This window comes from Deltaproteobacteria bacterium HGW-Deltaproteobacteria-6 (assembly GCA_002840435.1).
GTDB lineage: Bacteria > Desulfobacterota > Syntrophia > Syntrophales > Smithellaceae > UBA8904.
In genome coordinates, this window is sequence record PHAT01000004.1 from 305742 (window position 1) to 324068 (window position 18327).

The following is an 18327-nucleotide window of genomic DNA, read 5'->3' on the forward strand; positions in this document are numbered from 1 at the left end:
GCGGCTTATTTATATTATAGGGTAGTAAATTATAACTCAAGGCATTTTTGTGCAGGTCAGGCGTACGTCCCGTCCGGCTAAAGGGGATGACCCCTAGAGCAAACGAGACGATATTATTGTCAAAACGCAATACCCGGAAGTGCAATCCGCCGGACATTTCGTTTCCCCGGGATGAGGCATCAGAATGGCAGCATGACCTGTCAGGGCAATCCTGGATCAAAGATACAATATTATCTTGACTTGCCCCAGCACTCTTCTTATGCTAAAAATAAAATCAAATCAGCCAGATGAGTTTATTGATGAAAACAAAGAGCAGGAACACGGATACCAGAGTCTCCGGCCGTTCCCGGGGAACCGAAATAATCGCTTTAAGCAAACCCGTCGGAACGGATGCACAACCGGCATCTTCAGCCGCCGATGCCCCGGTCACCCGCGGCGGGACCGAAAGAAAAAATATCAAATCCGGCCGGGATCGACACCAGATTTTCCTGGATAACATTCAAGATGCCTGCGTTGAAATTAATCCGAACGGGAAATGCACCTTCTGTAATGAAGCCGCCCATCAGATGCTGGGATATTCCCGCGAAGAATACATGAATCTCAGACACCGGCAGAGATACGCGACGAAAACAGAAGCGGATAAAGTCTTGAATATTTTTAAAGAGGTCTACCATACGGGCGTTCCCGCCAAACTCTTTGAATCGGACGTGCGCCGTAAGGACGGCTCCGTCATCACCATGGAAATGATGATTTCCCCCATCCTGACCGGCCGGAAAGGCATTGCCGGTTTTCGGGGAGTGGGCAGGGACATCACGGCCAGAAAAGAAACGCAGGATATTCTCCGGCAGAGTGAAGCGCACTACCGCAGCTTATTTGAGCACACGAAGGCCATCATGTTTCTCATCGATCCGGACACCGGCCGGTTTGTTGATGTCAACCTGACCGCCTGCTCCTACTATGGATATTCAAAAAAAGAATTTCTGCAGAAGAAAATTACGGACATCAATACATTAAACGAGGACGATGTCCGCCAAAAGATGCTCATGGCCAAATCGGAGCAGCGCAGCCATTTTTACTTTACGCACCGCCTCGCCTGCGGCGCTTTGCGCCCTGTTGAAGTATTCACCAGCCCCGTGGAAATCGGCGGCAGAAAGCTTCTGTACTCCATCATCCACGATATTACCGAACGCCGCGAGGCGGAGGAAGCCCTGCGCCACAGCGAGGAAAAATACCGGACCATTATTGAAAATATGCAGGACGCCTATTTCGAATGCGACCTGTCCGGAACATTCATTTTTGCCAACAAAGCAGCCAGCGATACAATGGGCTATACGCCTGACGAATTACTGAAACTGGATTACCGCGCATTCACAAGACCGGCAACATCAAAAAAAGTAAAAGAAGTTTTTCAGCACACTTTTGAAACCGGCATTCCCTGCACCCTGTTTGACTACGAAATTGTTCTGAGAGACAAAACCACGCGCATTCATCAGCTGAATGTCGGACTGATGCGGGATACGGACGGGCATCCCGTAGGCTTCAGAGTTGTTTCCCGGGATGTAACCGAACGCAAGCGGGCGGAAGAGGAACTGCGCGCGAGCGAGGAAAAATACCGTTCCATCCTGGAAAATATGACGGAGGGATATTTCGAGAGCGGCATAAGAGGCCGCATCACATTTGCCAATGACGCGGCCTGCGCCATGATGGGCTATACAAGAGAACAACTCCTGAATATCCATTACCGGCAGTTCACGACGCCCGAAACAAGAAAAAGGATAACGGAAGCCTACCGGCAGGTTTATCAAACGGGACTGGCCAGTAAGCTGGGCGATTACGAAATTATCAGGGGGGACGGCAGCATTCGCACCCATCAATTGAGCATTGGATTGATGAAGGACGCGGCAGGCGGCAAAACCGGCTTCCGGGCCGTAGCCAGAGATATCACCGAAAGCAAACAGGCGGAAGAAGCGCTGCGTCACAGCGAGGAAAGAATCCGGGTGCTCTTCAACAATATCCCCGTCCCCACGGTTGTCTGGAAAGGATACAAAAATAATTTAATCCTGATGGAATACAACGACGCGGCGCTGCAATATACCGGCGGTAAAATTCTCGAAGCCGTCGGCAAAACGGTGGAGGAATGTTACCCGAATGCGCCGCATATTGCCGCTGATATGCACCAATGTTTTTCTTTGCAGACGCATATCGAAAAGAGTTTCTGGTTCAGGGACGGTCATGCGGATGAAAAAAAATATGTAACCATCAAATATGCTTTTGCGCCGCCGGACAACGTCATCATGCACGTCAACGACATGACCGCTCAAAAGAAAGCTGAAGAAAACCTCAAACACATCAGCATTCACGATGCCCTGACCGGCCTTTACAACCGCTTTTACTCGGATGCCGAAATCAGCCGCATCAAGTCCAGCCGCCTTCGTCCCGTCAGTTTTATCGTCATGGATCTGAACAACCTGAAAGTTGTCAACGACGAAGACGGGCACGCCGCAGGTGATCTCTGCATCAAAAACACAGCCAATCTGCTCAAGCAGGCTTTCCGGCCGGAAGATATGATCGCCAGAATCGGCGGTGATGAATTTATTATCATGCTCCCGCTGGTTGACGAAGAAACCTGCGCTCAGGCGCTGACGCGCCTGAAGAACAACGTGGCGCAATTCAACCTGAACGCGGCCCGGCCGATCAGTCTTGCCGCGGGGTTTTCCACCGCCCGCGCCGGTGACGACATAGAAGCGTTGATCGCCAAAGCCGACCGCCGCATGTATCAGGAAAAAGCCCGAATGAAGGCCGTTGCCGGAAACGAAAAACACATCCCGTAGTGTTCATCTGTCTGAATCATTGGATAACCATGATTATCGTGAGGCCATGATGCTTTCAACCATCGCGGCGGCATCGCGCACACAGGGACGGCAAATTAAATTAAAATATTCGTTGTCTTTATAAAATTCCTGTCCCGCAGGCGTGGCCAGATCGCAGCCGCTTAATAATTCCCGGCAAAGGCAGGAACCGTGTCTACCGGAAAACCGGTTCATGAATTCACGGATTTTTGAATACGTCAAATCCGTTTCGGCGCGGCTGTCATTCTTTCCCCTGCCGAATTTTAAGCCAAGCGCCATGATCCCGCCCGATACGGCGCCGCAGATCTCACCCTGACGCCCCATCCCGCCCCCGAAACCGCACGAAAGCTTTAAGGCGGAATCCGCATCCAGCCCCAACCCGTCGCAGAAAGAAAATAAAACGGACTGTGAACAATTATAACCTTCCATAAATTTTGCTTCAGCTATTTCCGAATGTGTTTTCATGATTCATCCTTCCATCAGGTTTCCATTTTTACGTTGATCATGCGCGGTTAGAATAACATTTTTACTATAAGATTCAAATGATTATTGGCCTGTCGGCTATCGTCCATCACCCCTGCGCCGTCTTTGTGCTTGACAAACCCGATTATAGTTGTATTATACAACCAATATGAAAAAGACTTCACTGAATCATGACGGGTTCATAGACATGTTCATCGGACTTTCTCAGGCGGCGCGCTGCTGCAGGCAGGATACCGCTTTTTGCGAGGGCGTTACCTTTCATCAGTTTGTCATTCTGGACGCCGTGGTAAAAAACAGGGCGCTGAATATTTCCGACTTGCACAGAATCCTGTTCGTGGAAAAAAGCACAACAACAAGACTGGTGAATCCTCTGATTCAAAAAGGACTTTTAACGAGAGAGAAATCAAGCCTTGATTCCAGGGCCTTTGTGCTTACCCTGACGAAGGAAGGCAGCATCGTTCACCGTAATGTGCACACCTGTCTTGATGATTTTTTCAATAAAGTAGCGGGGAATCTCCCGGTCGGCAGGAAAGATGAGGTCTTACAGACTGTGCAAATTTTTATCGACGCGATAAAGAACGCAGCAGGCGCCTGCGGTTGTTGTAATACCAAGTAAATCAACATTCTAATATTTGATAGCAACTTGGTATAAATATAGCGAGGATGGAATATGGAAGAAAAAAAACAATATGGTGGCCCGAAAGACAAATTAATTTTCCCGATCATTTCGGAACAGAAACCAGGCTGCGGCTGCGGGGCTGATACCTCCACGGACACGGTGAGCACACCTCCCGGAATGGATCAGGCCTTTGTAACCGGATCGATTGCCACACCCGCCGGCGCTATCCCGAAGGTAGGATCCGTATTAACAAGCCGGGATCGCTGGGGGACGATCAAAGCCCGCTGGGGCGTGGGCAGAATGGACTATGCGATTGATCCCGGGCTTTACGCGTTGGGCCAACCTGATTCGAAATCGCCCGTTCTGGTTACCGCCAATTACAAAATGAGCTTTGATTATCTGAGGCAGGCCATCCCCGACCGAAACGCCTGGATTCTGGTTCTGGACACCAAAGGCATCAACGTCTGGTGTGCGGCGGGCAAAGGCACGTTCGGCACGGAGGAACTCGTCCGGAGAATAGAATTAAGCGGCCTTGCCAAAGTTGTCGGACACCGAATAATCATCCTTCCGCAACTTGGCGCTCCGGGAGTTGCGGCGCATCAGGTCAAACAGCTATCCGGCTTCAAAGTTAATTACGGACCGGTGCGCGCCGTCGATTTGCCCGCTTATCTGGACGGCGGGATGCAAAAGACAAACCGGATGAGAGAAATAACCTTTCCCCTGAAAGAACGCGCTGTCCTGATTCCCATTGAGCTTCTGTCAGCGTTCAGGCCCTTTTTGATGCTGTCGCTTGGTCTATTAGCCCTGGCAGGGCTCTTGGGGCCAGACAACTTTCTGATGAACCTCGTCCACATCGGATTGTTTGCCGTGGCGGCGCTCTTCCTGGCTGTTATGGGCGGAGCGGTAATCAACCCCCTGCTTTTGCCCTGGCTGCCGGGACGCGCCTTCTCCGTTAAGGGATTGTTCATCGGATTGGTCATCGCCTCCGGGCTGATTTTTCTGTCCGGCGCCGATTTACAGTCGCCGGCGGGCGGGCTCGCCGCCTTGTCGTGGCTGCTGATTATCCCCGCCGTCGCCGCTTATCTGGCCATGAATTTTACAGGCTGCTCGACTTACACATCGCTGTCCGGTGTTAAAAAAGAAATGCGGTTTGCTTTACCGCTGGAAATCACGGCGGGAGTTCTCGGGCTGGCCGTGTGGATCACATCGCTGGTCATCGCATAGGAGAAAATATGGAACGGATGACATACTTAAAAGACGTCGTAACCCTGGAAATGAATACGCAAAAATGCACCGGCTGCGGCATGTGCCTCACCGTCTGCCCGCATAATGTGTTTAAAATAATTGGGAAAAAAGCGGCAATTGCTGATCGCGACGCCTGCATGGAGTGCGGCGCCTGCAGCCGGAACTGCAAGACAGGGGCCATCAGTGTTCAATCCGGCGTCGGTTGCGCGGCAGCCGTCATCAACGGCATGCTGGGGCTAAACGGCGGCGAATGCTGCTGCGGACCTCAGACCAAGGAAGCGGACCCCGGAAGAAACTATGGTTGTTGCCCCTGAGTACGCGTGAAGCGCATCTTGCGTGCCGCACCGGCCCGGCGGATGCCGGGTGAAGTGACACGGCGGCAAATGACGGGTGGATTCCGGTTGAAACCATCCGGATGATCCCCAGGCGCTTAAACATGGGTAAAATCAACCCATCTACTTAATATTATTTACTTTATCTTTTGAGCTCTTGACTTTGACCGGGCTTTCCGGTAAGGATATCCCGGTCTTCTCAAATGACCTCAATGAATTATGGATATCGGACTTGGGCAACATTTACACAGAATCACCTTCCGTAGCTATCATTGGGGATCTATGCGCCTTATCATCTCAAATTTCACAAAAAAAATCATTCCCGCCAAAATGGGGGTAAAGGAGGAAATATATTATGGTAAAAAGTAGCACACAGGACAGCAGGCTGCCGGTACTCGGCATTAACAGTCTGGGACGAATCGGCAAACTGACTCTGTGGCATCACGTCGGCAGAAAGTATTTTAAAGAAATCGTCGTTAATCAGGGCCGCGACATCGGCATGGGTATGGAAACCATTGCCCGCCTGATTGAAGCGGATGCCACCTACGGGTTGCTCCATCGTTTTCTCTACGGCTACAAGGCGCAGCCTTGTATACAGATTACGGATGAGAAAAACGGCAAGATGATCATTGACGGTATACCGGTAACGATTCTCCGCGAGCAGCGAAACCCCCTCAATATTCCCTGGCGTCAATATGGCGCGGATATTGTTGTGGATTGCAGCGGCAATTTCAAAGATCCGACCGTTCCCGTTGATGATAAAAAAGGCTCGATCCGCGGTCACTTAAACGGCGGCGCCAAAGTGGTTGTCCATTCCGCACCGTTCAAGATCAAAAACAAGGCCGCATCGACGCCGGACGACACCACCACACTGATTTACGGCATTAACCACACGGCCTTCGACCGCAAAAAGCACATTCTGGTCTCCGCTGCGTCCTGCACGACGACCGGACTTGCCCATATGGTCAAACCGCTTCTGGATAATGAGGAAACCAGCACCATTCTGACGGCGTCCATGTCCACGATCCATGCCGTCACCAATACCCAGAGCGTTCTGGACAAACTGCCCAAAGCGGGTGAAAAGGATATCCGCAAGACGCGCAGCATCCTGAACAATATTATTCTTACCTCGACCGGCGCCGCAAAGGCTCTGATCGAAGTTATTCCGGAAGTCAAGAACATCGGTTTCATGGGCGATTCCATCCGGGTGCCGACCAACACCCTTTCGCTCATCATCCTGAACGCGACGTTCCAGGCGCGCGACAGCAAAACGGGGGCCGCGGCCAATATCGATACGAAGAAGCTCAATGATATTTATCAGAAAACCGCCCAGAACAACCCGCTGGTCCGGTTCACGATGCAGCAGAATGTTTCGACCGATCTGATCGGCGAAGACGCGGCGGTGATCATTGAAGGCCAGTTCAATCACACCCGCACGGCTTTCATTCCCGTTGATCTGTCTCACATTCCGAATCTGCCGGCGGGGCTCGTGGAAAGCATTGGTGAGAAAATGCTGAAAGTTCCGGTAGTCCATGCCAAAATTTTCGGCTGGTATGACAACGAATACGGCAGCTATACTAACCGGCTGGGTGATTTGACCGTTTATATCCACAAGAATATCCAGTAAGCGGCAAGGTGATTAAGACGGACAGCCCTCGTTTTCTTTTTTCCTGGAGAACGGGGGCTGTCTATTTGGAAGCGGATCACCGGGATCAACAGCTGCTTTTATATTCGCGTAAATTGGTATATGCTACAGGAAAGTAAATCAGTTAGGGCCATTAACCCGGAATTTAAGCGCCGGAAAGGTGATTGACCGTGTCTTCGGAACTGGAACAACTTAAAACCGCTCAGGCAAACCTTCAGGAACAGTTAAAAAAAGCGGTCACTGAAAATAAGCACCTGCGAATCCAATTCGGGTCAACCACCAAGCAGGTTCATGAGCTCAATAAGTTCATCGAGCTGATGCTGAACCTGTCGCCTTTCGGCATATGCATCATCCAGCAAAACAGGCTGATCTTCACCAATAAAGCCTTCTGTGAAATATTCGGTTTCTCGCCGCGGGAATTAAGAAAGATGGATCCCCTGAAGATTGTCTTTGAAGAAGACCGCGATCACGTGCAAAAAAGCTTCCAGGCCATGCTGACCGACCAGACGGAATCTTTCTTCATGTTTCGCGTGATGACGAAGCAGGAAACAATCAAGTGGATTCTGGGTTCGGTTGCTCTCGTTAACATGAATGAAAAACAGGCCATCCTGGGCAATTTTGTCGATCTGACGGAAGGACGGGTCATGCAACTGGCCTATAACGATCCTTTGACCGGATTGCCGAACAGGAAACTCATGATGGATCGTCTGGAGCAGGCCATCGTCTCGGCCAAAAGAAGAAGCAGCCCTCTGGCCCTGCTGTTTGTTGACCTGGACGACTTCAAAGACGTCAACGATGCCTATGGGCATAAAACCGGAGATCAGCTGCTTGTTGAAATTGCCGCCAGGCTCAAAGATTTTGTCCGGCGGGAAAACGACACCATCGCCCGGATCGGCGGCGATGAATTTTTAATCCTCTTGACGGATATCTCGCAAAGAAGCCATATTGAAACCGTGGTTCAGCTTCTTTTTGAAAAATTTAAAGAACCGTTATCCATCGGTTCGCCGCCCGTAAATATCAAGGTCAAATTCAGCGTCGGCATTGCGCTTTTTCCGGAGCATGGCGACAATTCAGATCTGTTGATCCATCATGCTGATCTCGCCATGTACAAGGCAAAGAAAAAGCGCAGAAAAAATCATTTTTGTTTTTTCGAACCCTGACAGCTTAGAGGGTGATCGAATAATACTTATCCGTCTCTCGTTCATGCTTTCCCAGATAGAGCGTGCCGCTCCAGCCGTCAATGCAGATAAAATCTCCCGTCTTGATGGTGTGGCCTTCCAGAGCGGCATAACCGCCTGCTTCATAAACTTTCAGCTTACTCAAGCCCACCACCCCGACTTTGCCCAGCTGCGGAATGGTCACTGCGGCATGAGAGGTCGCTCCACCTTTGGCCGTAAGGAGTCCCTCCACCTGCAAAAGCACGCCGACATCGTCGGGAACCGTATCGGGACGCACAAGAATCAGAGATGTTTTGGGTTCCGTCCTGCGGAAATGTTTAATGTCATCTTCGGAATACACAGCCCGGCCGCAAAGCGCGCCGCCGCTCACGCCGATCCCCGTGCCCAGCATGGACGCCTGCAATGAGGGCGTGTCTTTAAAACGCCGCAGACTTTTTGTCTTGGTTTGATCCATATCGCGCGTCTGCAGCAAAAACAGCTGATCTTTCTCGGGACCTTCAAAGGTAAATTCAATTTCCTGGTGATTCAGGCCTTTCTCGTAAATCATGATTTCGGCTATTTTGACCAGCTCGGCATAAATGGCGGGAAACGTGGCTTCCAGGGAAATTCCCGTATTGCGATGCTCGGCGATCCGCTGTTTTTCCGAAATGGGAAAGGTTTCCACCAGGCCGGAAACAATATCATCGCCCTGAACGCCGAAGATAAAATCGCCGTAAAGCGTGACATCGGATGAAACACTTTTGGGGTCGCGCGTAAAAATCACGCCCGAACCGGACCGTTCATGGAAATTACCGAAAACCATCGCCTGGACGATAACGGCCGTTCCCCATTCATCGGACAGATGCATCTGATGACGATAAATTTTGGCCTGCTCCGAATACCAGGAATCAAAAACATGCAAAATAGCGTGGCGCAGCTGCCGCATCGGATCATCCGCCAGGGGAATGCCGCTGTCCAGAATGCCCTTTTTATAAGCCAGCGCGATGGTTTTCATCAGCTCGGGTGAAAATTGAATTTTTCTTTCCACGCCGTGCTTTTGCTTGAAGCCGTCCATGATCGCATCGAAGAAATCGCGGCTCAGGCCCTGGAACATGCCCCAGGTCTGCAGGAAACGGCGGTAGGAATCCCAGGCCGCCCATTGAAAATCTTTTTTAGCGCCCAGGCTTTCCGCAATCGATCCGTTGATGCCCACATTTAAAAAGGAGCGCATCATCCCGGGCAGAGAAACCGTAGCGCCGCTGCGAACCGATAAAAGCAGGGGATTATTGCGGTCTCCGAATTTGCGGCCGGTCCTCTTTTCCAGCGCCCTGATTTCCTTGTTGACGCGCGCCGCCAGGTCGCTGAAAATATATTTGTAACCATAGACGGCGTCATAGCCCCGGAACACTTCCGTGGTAATGATAAAGCCCGGCGGCACCGGAAAACCGAAAGAGACCATCTTTTTAAGAAAATAACCTTTGTTCCCCAGAAGGATCTGGTTGTCGAGGCTCGTGTTTTTGCCGTAGATGGAAGAAACGGCCAGCTCCGGATTATAATCCATCAGCAGATTGAGAATTCTTTTGTTGTCCTTGAATTTTTCCAGTTCCGCGTTGAGCGTTTTGATCACCGCGTGAACAAAATTATCCAGCACCTGCAGTCCGAAGGCGGAGGAGATCATACCCCGGATGAAATTCTCCGATTGCTGATAGACCAGTTCATCGGGCCTGCGCGGCTCACCCGCCAGGTCCGGCTGATCGGACAGCGGCTTGATCTGGCGGACGATGACCGGTAAATTGACGCTGTGGGCATCGATATAATAATCACGGATGACATCCTGAATGCTCTTGGAGATAAACCTAAAGATATCGATGTATTGATCCACGGAAAATTGTTTAATGGGCAGCGCGCTCGTAATATACTTTACTTTGGCCACCAGTCCTTCGGTGGAAACGCCTTCCAGTTCCAGCGCGGCAAGGTAGTGCCACAGATAAGTATGAATTTTGATAATGGTGCGCTTGGTGATGAATTTCAGATTCAGCGATTTGATCAGTTCTTCAAACAGCATACCGCCCAGGGCTTCCAAGCGCAGCGTGAGCCCCAAGGCGTCGAATTTCTCCTCATGATAAGTTCCGTACATGGATGGAATACCCGCAGCAATATGCCGCTTATGATAGATATTTTCAAACGACTGGGTTTTCTTTCCGGAAAGAATTCTGGCCTTCAGCACGGATAGAAATTTCAGGATAATCGTCAGGCTCCGGTAATAGTTTTTCGAGGCCAGCGCCCGTTTCAACGACAGGAGGTCCTGACCGGCAAAAGCATTGACGGACTCCAGGTCTTTGAGCAAATCAAAATACTGGGGATAATATTTTTTATGGATCAGCTGATAAATACGAATCATCAGCGACACCCGTTCCTGATCCACTTCGGAAATATCCCTGATTTGCTGAATCTCCCTGGCAATTCTTGCCTTTTCCCATTCCAGAAACCTGCGCGGGTCCTTGTTCACCTTCGCCAGCAGATGGACAAACGCCTGATGCATCCCGTCGAAGTACTTCCCGGAATTCGTCACCTGATCAAACGCTTCCTCCGGAATATGTTTGCGGAGATATTGTTTATCGCCGGAAAACCAGTAGTGGAAAATATCTTCGGTAAACTCGACCAGCAGACTGTTGCTCTCCACATGGGATTGCTTGCGGAAAAAATCCACCAGCCGGTCGTTGCGAAACGACAGTTCATCCACCCGGGTGGTAATGTCCCGAAGTTCGCCTTCCGCCCCGATCTCACTGAAATACACGGGAAAGAGACGCAAAAGCTGCTTAATCAGGTTGTAAGCCGGCGCGATATCCGTGTTCAGCAGCTTTGAAATTTCACGGTGGATCAGATCGGTATCGCGAATAAAAATCCCGCCCATTTTTAAATTAATGATCAGGGCGGAAATTAGTTTTTTCGTCCAGCGCGGCTTCATGGCGATAATTTCCAGCCAGGCGCGGATGGTTCGAATATGCTCGGGATTGACCTGCACCTGCCAGTCCGCAGTCGAGCCCTGAATTTCCGGATATTCAAATCCGTAGGCAATCAGTTCGTCGATGAACGTTTCCACCAGCGGGTGCGCGTTTTGCGCGAAAACCTCCCTGGCCGCCGTCACAATACAGTCAATGCTCGCGCCGCGGAATTCGTTTCGCGACGTGTTTTTTTTCAGAAAGCCGAAAATCCTGCGCACAAAATCATCCAGATTTTCCTTTTTTTCCTCCTGGAAAACCAGCTTCAGCGAATAATTGATTTCCCGCATGGCGCTGACATGAATATCCTTCAGGCCCGGAGCGGACATGACGCCGAAAAGAAAATCCAGTTTAACCAGGTGACGCCCCTGGTAGGCTTCGGATTTTTCCAGGGCGTCTGCCACATGCAGATAGCCGTCAATGATCTGAAAATAATCCGGCAGGGCAAGAAAGTCCCCCATCCGTGCGCCCGGCTTTTCGCCTTCCACGGGGCGAAGCCCTTCCAGTTCCATGATCAGTTCGCGGAAACGGTGATGACTGAGCGGCCGGATTAATTCCAGATACGTATTCTCGTCCAGCGGCGCGTCGGCCCGGCGTTCAGCGATAAGCCACAAGGCGGGATCGGGCTGGCCAAGCCAGAAGACGAACGTCGCCCGGAACATCTTGTAGAGCAGGGCGTCGAAGGCCGGAGAGGAAATATTCACCTTCTTTTCCTGGACCACCCGGATAATTCTCTTCAGATAAGATGAGCTTTTTTTGAACAGCGCCGATTCTTCGCCGGCGATATTCATAAAAGAGGCGATCAACCCCGGGAACAGCGACAGATTTCTTTCCAGAAATTCATTGCTCTGCATGATAATCGCATCCGCATAATCAAACAGGTAATGAATGGCGCTGTCTTTCACGTCTTCGGACGCGGCGGATTTCAGAACATCAAAATAAATCGTCAGGAGGATGGATAAAGCGGCCAGTCCCTCCGGATGATTGTTATAAATATGAAAATCACCGATGGAGATGGACTTGAGCTCCCTGAGAACATAGTCCCAGTTGACATAAGGATGATTGAGTTCCGTCAAAAGCTCGCGCGTTTTTTTCTGCAGACCGTAGTGTTCCCCGACAATCTGCAAAAGCGGCGCGTATTGGCCGGGAATCTGGACGTCCACCGCCGTTCTTTCCAGATTGACTTTCAGTGCTGATGAAACCCATCGATTCTTCTGCTCGACGGGCTTTGGTTCCGTTGTCATATGGCATAACCCTTTATCGGATAGATTAAACAGAATTCAGACCGCATTTCAAGGCCGTAATTTCTAAAGTCCGGCAAAGACCGGAAGGACGCCGGGGAAAAAACTATTTTTTCTTTCCGGAATGCCGGTCCAGGAGCACAACCATCAAATGGATCATGCCGGCGCAGAAAAAGGCGATAATAATCGTCAACAGATAAGTAAACAATGCTGCTGTCCATCCACCCATCACACATTCTCCTTCTTATTTCGCAAGCAGGCTGCAGTAAATGCCGGCAATAATCGCCGTGGTAATTACACCGCTGATATTCGCTCCCAGCGCTTCCGGCAGAACAATAGCCGTCTTGTTGGCCTTGGAAACCAGTTTCTGGGCCACTTTGGCCGTGGTCGGCACGCAACTGACACCGGCAATACCGATGGCGGGATTGTATTTGCCGCCCGTTGCAAAATACAGAATATAACCGGCAATAATACCGCCGATGCCGGAGATGATCAGCGATAATATTCCCAATAGCAGCAAAGGCAGAACTTTCGGATCCATAATCGTGTTGGCGTCGCAAAGAACACCCAGCAGCAGCCCCAGAAACATCGTGGATAAATAAAGGATCGGCCCCTGCAAAAGATTAATATATTCTTTGATGCCGGATTCCCGGACGACCACGCCGAAAAACAGGCAGAAAAATAACGGAGCGGCCACCGGAAGCAGGAAAGACAGAAAGACGCACGCGACAACGGCAAAAAGCATTTTCTGGCCGGATGTAATGTGTCTGACCTTTTTGGGCGGCGCGGGTTTGATGGCCATCAGCTTTTTGGGCACCAGCATCTTGACCATGTAAGGATACCCCCCGTAGGCAAACCCTAGATAAAGATAAGCAATGATGGCGATGGGCACAAAGAGTTCGGGCGCCAGATGCAGGGAGGTGAATAGAACCATCGGACCGTCCGCGCCGCCGACAATCGCAATGGCGGCCGCCTGCTGCGGCGTGTAGCCGAACATCTGGGCGATGGGCAGTGTAACAATGGTTCCCAGCTCCGCGCAGACGGCAATGAACATGCTCTGAAAAGGCCGGGCCATCACATAACCCACGTCCAGCAAAGCTCCGATCCCCATAAAAACAAGGCAGGCAATCAAGCCGTTGCTGAAGGTGTATGTGTAGATGGGCTGGAGCCAGTCAATCTGTAAGACCGTCATCAGATCGGCGGCGTTTTTTACGGCGTCGGCCGTAGCTCCCGCCTGCGCTTCCACAAAAAGCGTCCCCATTCCGCCATGCAGATTCAGAGGATCAAAATACATGATCGCCGCATTGACCGTGGCCATGCCCAGTCCCATGGGGATCATGAGCAGCGCCTCCAGAAATCCTTTTTTGCCCATATAAACCAGAAAAAGCCCCAGCAGAATCAGAGCGATTCTGGCAACAGCCATTTTCGGGTTATGGGCAAACGAGTCCGCCAGGGTGGTGACACCCTGAAAAATATTAATGACAGCATCCCATGTCATCTTTGATCTCCTTGTAACATTCGGCGTATCAATGTCATCAAACGGGTCTTCAAATATTTTTCTATTAGTAACATGTTGTTTTTTATGAAGTCAAACGTTCTTTAACGCGAATGGCCGGCAAACCGGCCGGTGAATACAGCGGAACGCCGGCCGTCTATGTCCCCGGGCTTGACCGGAGGGGGTGATTGTTATATGCATTCTGAAGAAAGGTTTGTGTTTTTATGGAATATAAAAGTGTGAATAATGTTCAGGAGAGGCTGGAACAGGCGGGCTACATCCCGTCCAGAGAAATAGCCACCGTTGTTTTTCTGGCCCAGGCAACGCAGAAACCCGTTTTGATTGAAGGACCGGCAGGCGTCGGCAAGACGGAACTGGCCAAAGCAGTCGCCCGCAGCCTGGATCGCGAATTGATCCGTCTCCAATGCTACGAAGGCCTGGACGAAGCCAAGGCCCTTTATGAGTGGGAATATGCCAAGCAGCTGCTCTACACCCAGATGGTAAAAGATAGAATCAACGACATCATCGGCTCCACGGCAACACTGGCTCAGGCGGTGGACCAGATTGCCGCCCAGGAAGACGCCTTCTTTTCCGACCGTTTCATCCAGCCGCGTCCGCTTTTGCAGGCCATCAGCTCGGAAAAACCCGTCGTACTGCTCCTTGACGAGGTGGATAAATCCGATCCGGAATTTGAAGCTTTCCTTCTGGAACTGCTTTCCGATTTTCAGGTTTCCATCCCCGAGTTAGGAACACGCAAGGCCATCAAGATTCCTTTTGTCCTGCTCACCTCCAACAACTACCGGGATATGAGCGACGCGCTCAAACGCCGCTGCGTTCATCTCTATATTGATTATCCGGCGCGCGACACGGAGATCGCCATTGTCCGCCTGAAAATTCCGGAGATCGAGGAAAAACTCTGCGCCGTTCTGGTGGATGCCATCCGCAAAATCCGCACACTTGATCTGAAAAAAAGCCCCAGCATTTCAGAAACACTCGACTGGGCGCAATCGCTTCTGGCGCTGCAGATTTCCGAACTGACGCCGGAAGTCGTCTCCGAAACACTCAACGTCATTTGCAAATATCAGATCGATCTGGAAAAAGTGCGTAAGAACATGAATCGGGTTGTCACTTGACAGGTGATCTATGGTCAAACTGATTCAGCAATTTGTATCCTGCTGCCGGGCAGCGGGACTGCGCATCTCCACGTCGGAGGTTCTCGACAGCCTCAAGCAGCTGCAGTTGATCGACCCGACCGACGAGATGCAATTCCAGTCGCTCCTCCGCGCCAATTACGCCAAGAGCCTGAGAGATTTGCAGCATTTTAACCGCCTCTACCATCTCTTCTTTCATGAAATGCGCGTGGACATGGGCGACATGGATCAAGCCGCCAAATGGACCGACCAGATCAGGAAAGCGGCGGAGCTGCTGAAGCAAAAGCCCCATGATAATCCGGTTTACGATGCCGTGCTGGACTTTATGGCCGGCAATCCCCTGCAGCTTCTGGCGGAAATGCGCCGGATTCAGACGGAGCAGGAAGATCAGCCGTCGCCAACCCGGTTTAACTTCGGGCCGCTGGCCAGCCGCTTTAATGTATTGATGCAAATTACCGCCGCCTCAAAAGCGGCCTCCGAGCTCATTGCTGAAAACTATTTTAAAGTCAGTCCGCAAACCCTCCAGAATCTTCAGGCTCATTTCGACGAACGGCTGGATGCAGCGCGATCCATCTTAATGTATGAACCGCGCCCCGGCGATCAAAGCACCCGCAAAGTCAAAACCTATGAGCAGCGGATGAAGGATCTGGGAGAAAAATCCTTTTCGTCTTTTACCCATGAGGAAGTGGAAGAGATGCGGGAGGCCGTTGACAAGCTGGTGCGTAAGTTGAAGAACGTGGTCAGCCGCCGCTTTGCCGTGCGGGACAGGGGAAACCTGGATGTTAAAAAAACACTCCGGGCGTCGGCCAAATATAACGGCGTTCCCATTGACATCAAATACCGCCGGAAAAGCCTGCGCAAAAGCCGGATTGTTACGCTGTGCGACGTTTCCGGCTCCGTCTGGGCGGCGGCGCGCTTCATGCTCAATCTCCTTTTTTCCCTTCAGGACTGTTTTGACAAAGTGAACAGTTTTGTTTTTATCGACCAGTTGACGGATGTGACGCCCATCTTTGAAGAGCACGACATCTCCGAGGCCATCCGCATCGTCATGGAAGAGGCTGACGTTCATTATGAAGCGCCGACGGACTATGGCGAAACGCTGCGCCACTTCAAAAGAGACTACATGGATCTTCTGACCAAAAAGACAACCCTCATCATCGTCGGCGACGCCCGTTCCAATTACATGAACGCGGAAGACGCCATTCTGGGAGAAATGCGGGACCGCTGCCGCCGGGTGATCTGGCTCAATCCCGAACCGGAAAACCTCTGGGGCACGGGAGACAGTGAGATCAGGGCCTACACGCATCACTGCCACGAAGTCCGTTCCTGCCGGAACGTCAACCAGCTCATCGCCTTTATTGAGGAGCTGGTTCTGTAAGGTTTTGGGTGAGAGTAAAATAAAACTACTTACCCCTTACACCTCCCATTACAATTTGTGTGGCAATGGTAACAATTGTCATTCCGAATCCCGATGTGTCGGGATGAGGAATCTTAATGTTTTGAATTTATTAAAAACAAGATTTCTCGCTTTGCTTCGAAACGCGTGACCTGAAAGGTTATGACATGAAAATGAATTGCGATATACTCTCGAAAGCCGGCATCCAGAGCCATAAATTACCCGGCAGGCTTTTGGTCTTTATTACCGTGAAATGCCCGGCGCCTAAATTTCATTTCCTCTGATTTTAAACATATTTTTACTTTCGATTCCTTTTTAAAGAGAGTATAAAGATAACGAAAAATCGGAAAAAACTTGCCAAGTATATTAAATGTTGTGTGAGAATGAAACAACCAATAGCTAATGATTATCGTTACTGACGTTAAATATAACTAGGAGGAGGAACAGTTGAGCGATTTCCAAATCATTACAATTTGTGTGGCTTTGATTGCACTCATCCCGGCAACTTGGATACCTTTGCATATTCATCGTGCTAAAATCTTCAATGATGCTTCCATCATTTTCCGCGCTTCCTTTGATGATGAACTCGCTTTTCTGGTTTCTGACATCAAACCCGATAGCTCTATTCACGAAACCACCTATGATATTTTAACTAAAGCTCTCAATAAGCACAGGCACGCTATAGACGATTTCAAACAAGTGATTCCCAGAAGAAAACGGCATGGCTTCAACAAAGCATGGGAAGAATATCTCTATCCAGAGGGGTATAACAAAGAGGCAGACTTTCCACTGCTTGATTATGAAGGCGGTATTGAAAAAGAGAAAAAAGACCTTGCACATAGTAAAATCTCCAAATTGTTAGAGTTTGCAAAACAAAAATAAAAACACAACAAGGGCGCTCAAGCCGATCCGCTGCGTGTCCGGCTTAACTTTTTGTTAGTCCAGCAAGAGGAGATATTTGAATGCCTTATTGCCTCAGAGAAAAGATAAATCTTTTAACCCTTGTTGCTACTACGGCAGTTATTGCAGCCTTACTGCATGGGGTTGCCCTTGCAGAGGAGTTAAAGAGCCAAAATCCAAAACAACCCATTGTTCAACAAATAGGAAATATACGCGTTGGTTCAAGTCTTGATTCAGATGTAGTTGAAAAGTATGGCGAAGGGTTCTTTATAAAAAATGAAGGGCATGGTGGCGGACGATATTACACAAATAAATCTCATTCATATACTTTTCATATTGAAATAGGTGCAGACAAACTTATCGAAGACGTGGAAATATTTTCTGGGGATAACATCCCTCAAGCTGCTGCTACTGCAAAACCCGCCATATCGCAAAAGCTACCTGATACGATGTCTGTTGACCATGGGATTAAGCTTGGAATGAAAAGAACCGAGTTAATTTCAATTCTTGGTACGCCACACAATCAAAAGACGACTGATAGCTCCCTGATTCTCGAATATAACACATCGATGGATGAGGATAACAGGGTTTTATTGTATTACGATGCTCATTATGAATTTAAGGCTGATCGGTTAATTCGAATTAGAATACACGATGGTTGCTAGCAGTATGGACTGAATACAACAGGACCAACCTGTCAATACAGCCGATCGCTGCGCTCCGGGTGATTTTTTCGTTGAACCTTTCGAATAGTAAACCTTATTTCTATTAAAATTTAAAAACATTTAGTATTAGGTGTAACAAGGAAAAAT

13 protein-coding genes are annotated in these 18327 nt (G+C 50.0%); 10 read left to right on the forward strand and 3 right to left on the reverse strand.

The genetic code is table 11. The features are described 5' to 3' along the window. The first annotated feature begins 287 nt into the window (after positions 1-287). Positions 288-2831: a hypothetical protein gene (locus CVU71_09760; protein ID PKN19056.1), complete on the forward strand. Its 2544-nt coding sequence runs from the start codon at positions 288-290 to the stop codon at positions 2829-2831. A gap of 33 nt (positions 2832-2864) precedes the next feature. Here the strand turns inward: CVU71_09760 and CVU71_09765 are convergent, their stop codons facing one another. Next, the gene (locus CVU71_09765) at positions 2865-3314 is read right to left on the reverse strand and encodes a hypothetical protein (protein PKN19057.1); all 450 of its coding nucleotides are present in this window, start codon (positions 3312-3314) and stop codon (positions 2865-2867) included. A gap of 166 nt (positions 3315-3480) precedes the next feature. Between CVU71_09765 and CVU71_09770 the strand changes: the two genes are divergently transcribed. The 5 genes from CVU71_09770 (at position 3481) to CVU71_09790 (ending at position 8333) form a co-directional block, all read left to right on the forward strand. Beyond that, positions 3481-3948, forward strand: coding sequence for a hypothetical protein (locus CVU71_09770; protein PKN19058.1), 468 nt, complete (start codon positions 3481-3483; stop codon positions 3946-3948). Between the two features lie 180 nt (positions 3949-4128). Continuing rightward, positions 4129-5175: an acetyl-CoA synthase subunit gamma gene (locus tag CVU71_09775; protein PKN19167.1), complete on the forward strand. Its 1047-nt coding sequence runs from the start codon at positions 4129-4131 to the stop codon at positions 5173-5175. 8 nt (positions 5176-5183) lie between these two features. Further along, a complete protein-coding gene (locus CVU71_09780; protein ID PKN19059.1) occupies positions 5184-5510 on the forward strand; it encodes a ferridoxin in 327 nt (108 codons plus the stop codon). A 373-nt stretch (positions 5511-5883) separates the two neighbouring features. Next, entirely contained in the window at positions 5884-7155 is a 1272-nt protein-coding gene (locus CVU71_09785) for a glyceraldehyde-3-phosphate dehydrogenase (protein PKN19060.1), read from the forward strand. Positions 7156-7343: 188 nt separating this feature from the next. Then, a complete protein-coding gene (locus tag CVU71_09790; GenBank protein ID PKN19061.1) occupies positions 7344-8333 on the forward strand; it encodes a hypothetical protein in 990 nt (329 codons plus the stop codon). A gap of 4 nt (positions 8334-8337) precedes the next feature. On the opposite strand, the gene CVU71_09795 is transcribed toward CVU71_09790, so the two are convergent. Beyond that, entirely contained in the window at positions 8338-12576 is a 4239-nt protein-coding gene (locus CVU71_09795; GenBank protein ID PKN19062.1) for a hypothetical protein, read from the reverse strand. A 241-nt stretch (positions 12577-12817) separates the two neighbouring features. Beyond that, entirely contained in the window at positions 12818-14071 is a 1254-nt protein-coding gene (locus CVU71_09800) for a Na+-translocating decarboxylase subunit beta (GenBank protein PKN19063.1), read from the reverse strand. 221 nt (positions 14072-14292) lie between these two features. On the opposite strand from CVU71_09800, the gene CVU71_09805 reads away from it, so the two are divergent. The 4 genes from CVU71_09805 to CVU71_09820 all read left to right on the forward strand — a co-directional run bounded on the left by CVU71_09805 (position 14293) and on the right by CVU71_09820 (position 18180). After that, entirely contained in the window at positions 14293-15201 is a 909-nt protein-coding gene (locus CVU71_09805) for an ATPase (protein PKN19064.1), read from the forward strand. A gap of 10 nt (positions 15202-15211) precedes the next feature. Next, positions 15212-16597: a hypothetical protein gene (locus tag CVU71_09810; GenBank protein PKN19065.1), complete on the forward strand. Its 1386-nt coding sequence runs from the start codon at positions 15212-15214 to the stop codon at positions 16595-16597. A gap of 465 nt (positions 16598-17062) precedes the next feature. After that, positions 17063-17497 (forward strand): hypothetical protein, encoded by a 435-nt coding sequence (locus CVU71_09815; protein ID PKN19066.1) that lies wholly within the window; start codon positions 17063-17065, stop codon positions 17495-17497. Positions 17498-17577: 80 nt separating this feature from the next. After that, positions 17578-18180 (forward strand): hypothetical protein, encoded by a 603-nt coding sequence (locus CVU71_09820; GenBank protein ID PKN19067.1) that lies wholly within the window; start codon positions 17578-17580, stop codon positions 18178-18180. Positions 18181-18327 lie beyond the last annotated feature (147 nt).

Bases quoted from the DNA above. Each gene is read 5' to 3' on its own strand.
- CVU71_09760 (PKN19056.1), top strand. From the start codon at position 288: ATGAGTTTATTGATGAAAACAAAGAGCAGGAACACGGATACCAGAGTC.
- CVU71_09765 (PKN19057.1), bottom strand. From the start codon at position 3,314: ATGAAAACACATTCGGAAATAGCTGAAGCAAAATTTATGGAAGGTTAT.
- CVU71_09770 (PKN19058.1), top strand. From the start codon at position 3,481: ATGAAAAAGACTTCACTGAATCATGACGGGTTCATAGACATGTTCATC.
- CVU71_09775 (PKN19167.1), top strand. From the start codon at position 4,129: ATGGATCAGGCCTTTGTAACCGGATCGATTGCCACACCCGCCGGCGCT.
- CVU71_09780 (PKN19059.1), top strand. From the start codon at position 5,184: ATGGAACGGATGACATACTTAAAAGACGTCGTAACCCTGGAAATGAAT.
- CVU71_09785 (PKN19060.1), top strand. From the start codon at position 5,884: ATGGTAAAAAGTAGCACACAGGACAGCAGGCTGCCGGTACTCGGCATT.
- CVU71_09795 (PKN19062.1), bottom strand. From the start codon at position 12,576: ATGACAACGGAACCAAAGCCCGTCGAGCAGAAGAATCGATGGGTTTCA.
- CVU71_09800 (PKN19063.1), bottom strand. From the start codon at position 14,071: ATGACATGGGATGCTGTCATTAATATTTTTCAGGGTGTCACCACCCTG.
- CVU71_09805 (PKN19064.1), top strand. From the start codon at position 14,293: ATGGAATATAAAAGTGTGAATAATGTTCAGGAGAGGCTGGAACAGGCG.
- CVU71_09810 (PKN19065.1), top strand. From the start codon at position 15,212: ATGGTCAAACTGATTCAGCAATTTGTATCCTGCTGCCGGGCAGCGGGA.
- CVU71_09820 (PKN19067.1), top strand. From the start codon at position 17,578: ATGCCTTATTGCCTCAGAGAAAAGATAAATCTTTTAACCCTTGTTGCT.